Here is a 6,453-nt window from a genome sequence, read left to right as displayed (position 1 = left end):
ACGGCCTCGGCTCGCTGCCCTGTGGCTGGGGCATCTCGGACGCCAAGGGAGTTCCGATGAAGGAGCCGCCGTTCCCGATGCTGGCGCAAGGCAAGGTGCGCTTCGTCGGCGACATGGTGGCCTTCGTCATCGCCGAGACGCCGGAGCAGGCCGATGCCGGCGCCGAGGCGCTGGTGGTCGATTACGAGGTGCTGCCTTCGGTCGTCGGCGTGCTCGAAGCCGTCAGGCCGGGCGCGCCGCAATTGTTCGACGACGTCCCGAACAACATCTGCTGCGACTGGGAGCTCGGCGACAAGGCGGCGGTCGAGGCCGCCTTCAAGAAGGCGGCGCATGTCGCCAGGCTCAGCCTCGTCAACAACCGCCTGATCGGCAATCCCATGGAGCCGCGCGCGGCGATCGCGGAATACGAGCCGGGCACCGATCGATTCACGCTGTGGACCACCAGCCAGTTCCCGCACGTCGTGCGCTTCCTGATGGGCGCGCTTGTGCTGAACATCCCGCAGCACAAGCTGCGGGTGGTCGCCCCCGACGTCGGCGGCGGCTTCGGCGTCAAGCAGTTCCACTACGGCGAGGAGGCCGTGATCACCTGGGCCGCCAAGCGCGTGAAGCGGCCTGTGAAGTGGGTCGCGAGCCGCTCGGAAGGTTACGTTTCCGATCGTCACGGCCGCGATCACGTCACCGAGGCCGAGCTGGCGCTCGACGAGACCGGTAAATTCCTGGCCTTCCGCGTCAACACGCTGGCCAATATGGGCGGATATCTCTCGACCTTCGGGCCGAACATCCCGACCAACCTCTATGCGCCGCTGCTTGGCGGCGTCTACACGACGCCCGCGATCTACTGCAACGTGAAGGTCGTGTTCACCAACACCGTGCCGGTGGACGCCTATCGCGGCGCCGGCCGTCCTGAGGCCACCTTCGTGCTGGAGCGCATGGTCGACGTCGCAGCCAGCGAGATGGGCATCGACCGCGTCGAGATCCGCCGCCGCAACATGATCCCGAAGGAGGCCTATCCGTACCAGACGCCGGTGCTGGTCCAGTACGATTCCGGCGATCCCATGGGCTGTCTCGACGGCGCGCTGGTTGCGGCCGACGTCAAGAATTTCGGGATCCGCAAGGCGGCCTCTGCCAGCAAGGGCAAATTCCGCGGGCTCGGTTATTCCACCTATGTCGAGGCCTGCGGCCTTGCGCCGTCGCGCTTCGCCGGACGATTGGGGGCGCGCGGCGGCCTTTATGAAAGCGCCACGGTGCGCGTGCATCCGACCGGCCAGGTGACGGTGATGATCGGCACCCACAATCATGGTCAAGGTCACGAAACGACGTTCGCGCAGATCGTGTCGGAGAAGCTCGGCGTTGCCTTCGAGAACGTCGATATCGTATTTGGCGATACCGACCGTGTCCAGTTCGGCATGGGTACTTATGGCTCGCGCTCCCTCGTGGTCGGCGGCGCTGCCTTGTCGAAGGCCACCGACAAGGTGATTGCCAAGGGCAAGAAGATCGCGGCCCATCTGCTCGAGGCGGCCGAAGTCGACATCCAGTTCGAGGCTGGAAAGTTCTCCGTTGCTGGCACGGACCGCACCAAGAGCTTCGAAGAGATCGCAGGCGCGGCCTACGTCCCCCACGACTATCCGCTCGAAGTGCTGGAGCCGGGCCTGGAAGAGCAGGCTTATTACGATCCCGTCAACTTCACCTATCCCGGCGGCTGTCACATCGCCGAGGTCGAGGTCGACCCCGAGACCGGAACGGTGACCTTGCTGAACTACACCGCGGTCGACGACGTCGGCACGGTGATCAACCCGATGATCGTGGAGGGCCAGCTGCACGGCGGCATCGTGCAGGGGGTCGGCCAGGCTCTGTTCGAGAATGCGGTCTACGACGAGGGCTCCGGCCAGCTGCTGTCGGGCTCGCTGATGGACTATTGCATGCCGCGTGCGGACCATCTGCCGATGATGAAAGTTGAGACTCATTCCACGCTATGCACGCACACGCCGATGGGCGTGAAGGGCTGCGGCGAGGTCGGCACCATCGGCTCGCCCGCCGCCGTGATCAATGCGGTGGTCGACGCCCTGTCGCATCTCGGCGTCACCCATGTCGACATGCCGGCGACACCGAACCGGATCTGGCGGCTGCTGCAAAACGCGTCGCTGCCGGTCGCCGCGGAATAGGGAGGACGACAATGAAACCATTTGCCTACCACCAGCCTGCCCGGATTCTGGATGCGGCCAAGCTTCTGACCTCGATCGAGGACAGCAAGCTTGTTGCCGGCGGCATGACGCTGATCCCGACCCTGAAGCAGCGGCTGGCCAATCCGCCTGCGCTGGTCGATCTGTCCAGGCTCGGGAGCCTCAAGGGCATTGGCGACGACGGCGCCACCATCACCATCGGCGCCATGACGCCGCATGCCGTGGTGGCCGCCTCGAAGGTGGTACAGACACGAATCCCCGGGCTCGCGGCGTTGGCCTCGATGATCGGCGATCCCGCCGTGCGCAGCCGCGGCACCATCGGCGGTTCGGTCGCCAATAACGATCCGGCGGCAGATTATCCCGCCGGTGTGCTCGGTCTTGGCGCCACCATTGTCACCAGCACACGCGAGATTGCGGCGGACAAGTTCTTCCTCGGCTTGTTCGAGACCGCACTTGAATCCGGCGAGATCATCACCGCGATCCGCTTTCCCGTGCCCCTCAAGGCGGGTTACGCAAAATTCAAGGCGCCGGCATCGCGCTATGCGCTGGTCGGCGTGTTCGTCGCGAAATTGGCCGATGGGGTCCGTGTCGCCGTCACCGGCGCCGGTCCCGGCGTGTTCCGCGTGCCGCCGATGGAGGCGGCGCTGTCGGGAAATTTTGATCCGTCCGCGATCGCGGCGATCAAGATCGACGCCGAGGGTCTCACCTCCGATATCCATGCCGAAGCCGATTACCGGGCGCATCTCGTCACGGTGATGGCCAAGCGCGCCGTCGACGCGGCGCTCGGCTAGCACCTGGGTTTGATGATGACTGATGGTTCCGGCCGAACGGCCTTCCCGCCGGCGCCGACTGGCCTTGGCGCGCTTTCTGCAAGCGAGATCATGGCCGGCTACCGGCGCAAGGCGTTCACCCCGCGCGATGTCGTGGATGACACCATCGCCGCGCTGGAGACGGCGAACGAGACCTGCAACGCGGTGGTGACGCCGATGTACGAGCAGGCGAGGGCCGAGGCCGACCGTCTCACCAGGGAGATGCGTGCGGGCGAAGCCAAGGGGGCGCTCGCCGGCGTGCCCGTCACGATCAAGGACCTCGTCTTCGTCGCGGGCGTGCCGGCCTATGCCGGCTCGCCGATGAACACGAGCTTTGTGCCCGAGGCCGATGCCGCCGTGGTGTCGGCGCTGAGGGCGGCCGGCGCGATCATCACCTGCAAGACCACGACCTGCGAATCTGGCTACAAGTTGACGGCTGATAGCCCGGTGACCGGCACGACGCGAAACCCCTGGAATCCCGGCCGTACCAGCGGCGGATCGAGCGGCGGCGCGGCAGTGGGCGTGGCCGCGGGGTGCGGTCCGATCGCAATTGGCACCGACGGCGTCGGCTCGATCCGGGTGCCTTCCGCCTTTTGCGGCGTGTTCGGGCTCAAGCCGACTTTCGGCCTTGTGCCGCGCTCACCCGGCTTCTCGCCGCCGTCCTGGGCCTCGCTCGCCCATACCGGGCCGATCACGCGCACGGTCGCAGACGCCGCGCTGACGCTCGAGGTCATCGCTGGTTATGATCTGCGCGATGCCGCAAGCCTTCCGGTGTCTGCACGCCGCTTCAACACGGAAGCAGGGCGCCTGGATGGCATCCGCATCGGTGCCAGCGCCGATCTCGGCTACGCCGCGGTCAGCCCTGACGTGTGCGCGGCATTTGGCAAAGCGCTCGCCATTCTCGATTCCTGTGGCGCGCAGGTCACCGTGGACGGCCCGGGTCTCGACCCCGGCATTCTGGAGCACACCTTGAAGCCGATCGCTTTTACCGAACAAGCAGCGGCGGTTGCGAGGAAGTCCGCAACCGATCTTGCAAGCTCGGAGGCCGACTATCGCAATGTCGTCAGTGCCGGCCGCCGCTACAGCGGCACGGACTATATCGAGGCGAGTTACCGCCGCGGCCAGGCGCGGAATGCCTTCGTCAAACTGTTTGAACGTGTCGATGTGCTGGTGACGCCGACGGTTGCGGTCACCGCGTTCGAGGCCGGCCGGATCGGCGTCGACACGATTGACGGCAGCAAGGTCGATCCGCATCTCGGCTGGTCGCCGTTCACCTGGCCAATCAATCTTGCCGGCCTTCCGGCGGCGACGCTGCCCTGCGGCTTCGATCGCGACGGCATGCCGATCGGCCTGCAGATCGTCGCGCCCTGGCTCGATGAGCCCACGATCTTTCGTATCGCTGCGGCGTTCGAGGCGGCGCAACCTTGGGCGAAATTCTGGCCGCAGCTCGCGCTCCGCGAGGGGAGTGGAGGGCGCGCGAAGGGGTGAAGCGGCATCATGCAACAGTGCAGGTGTTTTGCCCGACGTGTCGATCGCTCAGGCACCATACGGCATCGTCGGCCTCGGTATTCCCCAAGAGCACGCGCGAAAAAACCCTTTGCAAACAAAGGCCGTTCTACTGTGCATGGGGTTGTTTTCGCGCTTTTGGAGTCTAGCCCAGCTCGATCGGAGCACCGCGGCCGCTGAGCTCCTCGTCGAGGCGCAGATAATGCGCGAGATAGTCGTGGAGCGCGGTCGCCGCCTTCGAGGTGGCGCCGCTGGATTTGTAGAGCAGCAGCTCGATCTTCGGCAGCGGCGGCAGGCCCTCGTTCGGTCCGATCTCACGCATCGTCGGCACCAGTGCGCTACGGCCGAGCACGGTCACCGCCATCCCGGCGAAGGCGGCCGCCTGGAGGCCGCCGACGCTTTCGCTGACGCAGGCGACGCGCCAGCGCAGATTTGCGCGTTCCAGCGTATCGATGGCGTAGTCGCGATAGATGTTGCCCGGCGGCAGCAGCGCGAGCGGGATCGGTCGCTCCTGATGCGCCGTGGACTGCTCGCCCGTCATCCATACCAGCTGCTCGCGCCGGACCACCTGGCCGCCGGTGAAATCGTTCATGCGGGTGACGAGCGCGATGTCGACGTCACCGCGCTTGACGAGCCCGACCAGCGGTGTCGACAGCGCGCAGTTGAGTTCGACCTGCACGCGCGGGAATGACTTTCGGAACACACTGAGAATCTGGGGCAGCATGAACGCCGCATAGAGGTCGGGCGTGCCGAGCACGACCTGGCCCTCGATCTCCTGTGACGCAAGCTGCGAAATCAGCTCGTCATGCAACCTCAGGATGGATTTGGCATAGGTGAGGACGGTGTTGCCGTCGTCGGTCAGCGTCAGTCTGCGGCCGCCATGCTCGAACAGCTGCTTGCCGGTGAGCTCCTCCAGCCGCTGCAATTGCAGGGTGATCGCCGGCTGGGTGCGGCCCAGCCGTCGGGCGGTCTCGGTGATGCTGCCGGTCTCGACCACCGAGATCAGTGACCGGAGCATGCGGATGTCGAGACTGATGAGGTTCATGCGGCGTCCATATCGCCTGCAATTTATGCAAAACCCATGCTAGCGCGTCCACCCTGTCGGATCATCTCCCCCAGCCAGGTTACCTCCGCAGCAAAGCCTCGATCCGATGGGCGGCGTCCAGCAGTGTGCGGTCCTGTCCGCGCCGGGCGATGATTTGCAGGCCGAACGGAAGGCCGCGCGGATCCGTTCCGCATGGAATCGAGATCGCGGGCAGGCGGGCATGATTGACGAAGGGCGTAAACACCGCATGCCCCCGCGGGCTCGCGGGCTTTCCGCCGATCATGTCCGGCCCAAGCTGGGTCAGCGGCCAAGCGACGCAGGGGACCGTTGGGGTCAGCAGCAAGTCCACGTCGGTGAGGAAAGCGGCGAAAGCATTGGCGACCGCGGCGCTCGCGACCAGAGCTCCGGCGACCTCCGCGCCCGACCAGGAAAGGCCTCGCTCGATTTGTTTGGCGATATCGGGATCGAAGATCGTGGGATCCTTGCGGAATGTATCGCCATAGAGCGCAGCCAGGCCCGCATGCTGAAGCGGCATGATGGCCTCCTCCGTGGCGCCTGCCGGCCAGACCGGATCGCGCTGTGTGATGCGCAAGCCCGCCGCGCAGAGCCGGTCGACAGCGGAGACAAGCCCGTCTGCGACCACGTCATCAATCGCGACATCGAGACCTAGGCGCGGCGAGAACGAAATACGCAGGCCGGCGACGTCTCCGACCTCTTTCGCGATGACGGCCGAATCCGGATCGCGCGGATCGCTGCCGGCCATGGCTTCGAACGCCAGCGCGATATCGGCGATATCTGCGGCAATCGGGGCGATGACCGACAGGCCGAAGAACGGCTCCGCAAAGCCGGGTCCATAGGGGATCGCGCCATAGGACGGCTTGAAGCCGGCGACGCCGACATGCGCCGGCGGTCT

The 6,453-nt window shown here is 65.8% G+C and carries 5 protein-coding genes; 3 read left to right on the top strand and 2 right to left on the bottom strand.

Going from position 1 to position 6,453, the window contains the following annotated elements; genetic code table 11:
* The 3 genes from SE92_RS10515 to SE92_RS10505 all read left to right on the top strand — a co-directional run.
* The coding region (locus SE92_RS10515) for a xanthine dehydrogenase family protein molybdopterin-binding subunit (protein WP_063921213.1) at positions 1 to 2,162 on the top strand (2,162 nt) is incomplete at its 5' end.
* 11 nt (positions 2,163 to 2,173) lie between these two features.
* Positions 2,174 to 2,971: an FAD binding domain-containing protein gene (locus SE92_RS10510; protein ID WP_063195636.1), complete on the top strand. Its 798-nt coding sequence runs from the start codon at positions 2,174 to 2,176 to the stop codon at positions 2,969 to 2,971.
* Positions 2,972 to 2,986: 15 nt separating this feature from the next.
* Positions 2,987 to 4,477 carry an amidase gene (locus SE92_RS10505; protein WP_063203446.1) on the top strand — a complete coding sequence of 497 codons (1,491 nt, stop codon included), beginning with the start codon at positions 2,987 to 2,989 and terminating at the stop codon, positions 4,475 to 4,477.
* A gap of 163 nt (positions 4,478 to 4,640) precedes the next feature.
* On the opposite strand, the gene SE92_RS10500 is transcribed toward SE92_RS10505, so the two are convergent.
* Positions 4,641 to 5,540 carry a LysR substrate-binding domain-containing protein gene (locus tag SE92_RS10500; RefSeq protein WP_063195635.1) on the bottom strand — a complete coding sequence of 300 codons (900 nt, stop codon included), beginning with the start codon at positions 5,538 to 5,540 and terminating at the stop codon, positions 4,641 to 4,643.
* 79 nt (positions 5,541 to 5,619) lie between these two features.
* Positions 5,620 to 6,453, bottom strand: an 834-nt coding sequence (locus tag SE92_RS10495; RefSeq protein WP_245324537.1) for an amidase family protein, incomplete at its 5' end; no start/stop codon positions are given.

The organism is Bradyrhizobium sp. AT1 (assembly GCF_001590795.1).
GTDB lineage: Bacteria > Pseudomonadota > Alphaproteobacteria > Rhizobiales > Xanthobacteraceae > Bradyrhizobium.
Note: the sequence above shows the minus strand (reverse complement) of the source record. Positions and strands in the feature narration are given on the sequence as shown.

What these genes read in the sequence shown, in the direction of transcription:
- SE92_RS10505 (WP_063203446.1), top strand. Translation starts at nt 2,987, where the DNA reads ATGACTGATGGTTCCGGCCGAACGGCCTTCCCGCCGGCGCCGACTGGC.
- SE92_RS10500 (WP_063195635.1), bottom strand. Translation starts at nt 5,540, where the DNA reads ATGAACCTCATCAGTCTCGACATCCGCATGCTCCGGTCACTGATCTCG.
- SE92_RS10510 (WP_063195636.1), top strand. Translation starts at nt 2,174, where the DNA reads ATGAAACCATTTGCCTACCACCAGCCTGCCCGGATTCTGGATGCGGCC.